The 1,368-nt window shown below is 52.4% G+C and carries 1 protein-coding gene; it reads left to right on the forward strand.

All coding sequences use genetic code 11. The features are described from left to right. Positions 1-50 precede the first annotated feature (50 nt). Positions 51-179, forward strand: coding sequence for an LPXTG cell wall anchor domain-containing protein (locus tag HMPREF1628_RS09325; RefSeq protein WP_156956964.1), 129 nt, complete (start codon positions 51-53; stop codon positions 177-179). Positions 180-1,368 lie beyond the last annotated feature (1,189 nt).

A 1,368-nucleotide genomic window follows, 5' to 3' on the forward strand; every position in this document is an offset into this window, starting at 1 on the left:
CTGAGCAGCCGAAGCCGACGCCTGAACCGTCGGAAACCCCGAATAAGCCCGTGCGTAAGACTCCTGAGTTACCGCGCACCGGTGTTGAAAATGTCGGCGTGGCCGTTATTGGAGCAGTTTTGCTGATGACCGCCGGCGTTTCGACACTTCTGATTTCCCGAAAGCGGATGAAGAAGTGACGTAAGACTGAGCTGATAGTTCAGTGTTGGTGAGGTGTCCTTGCTGGTTAGACTAACCAGCAAGGACACCTCGTTTTTTTTATTGGTTATTTTGGTTTGTGCGATCGTTGGACCACACACTCGCCGGTTCGGTATTGCATGCGATACGCTCTTAGATAGTGTTTACTTTCACTGCCGCGGAGGTGCCATCTGTGGGTTCTGGGCATTGCAGTTAATGATCCAAGCGTTTTAGTTGTGCTCGGCTACTTACGACAAGGTTTATGGGTCTTTGCGGATCGCCGTAGTACTACCCTCGTGCTACGGGATTGGTCTTAACCGGAAAAACGCGGTCAAGCGGATGCGTCTCACCCGGATTGAAGGGTTCTTGCCACATGTTTTTGTCTCGGTGACAACGATTCTATACAGACGTAAATCCGCGCTCTCTGACTTGGTCAAGCGTATGTTTAATGTCGGGGAGCTTGACGAAGTTTGGCTGTCTGATATTACTTACCTGCGTACTGGTGAGGCTGGTTGTATTTGTGTGTCATCGAGGATGGGACATTCCCGCCGCGTGTTGGGATGGGATATGGATAGTGTTGATGCGTGCGTCTAGTTGAACCGACTTTGCGAATGGCGTGCACGCGCCGCGGTGATGTTGGTGATGGCTGGTGCTCCACGCTGACCACGGCATACAAATCGCCGTTGAGCGCCTATGAGATGTCTGCCGTGACTTGGGCGTTACCCAGTGCGTTGGACGCACCGGGGAGTGCTTCGGTAACGCGATGGCTGAGTCATTTTGGTTAACACCAGAGAGTGAGAACTACGATCGACGGCGCTGGCCTACCCGCGATGCGCATTCAAGAGCGTCGCACGTTGGATTGAAGTGTCCTACAACCTTCGATGCCAGTACTTCACACTCGGCATGGTCAGGCCCGCCGACTTCGAGAACCGCATCACCCAGACCAACAGAACGATAAGACAACTGCCTCACCACTCGGTAGTTCCACCACGCGTCGACAATTAGTGGACACCCCAGGCCTGGATACTGGGGTCGAAACCATCTATGACCTGCTATCAAAAACTACCAACTCAAAACCGGAACGATGCCCCGACACATCAAAGCCCAAGAACCACACCAAATGTACTATAGCCCAAAAATCTCGGAACACCGTATGAACGATGTCCCGAGATATAACAATTTGCGGAGGAT

Source organism: Actinomyces sp. S4-C9 (assembly GCF_000758775.1).
GTDB classification, from domain to species: domain Bacteria; phylum Actinomycetota; class Actinomycetes; order Actinomycetales; family Actinomycetaceae; genus Gleimia; species Gleimia europaea.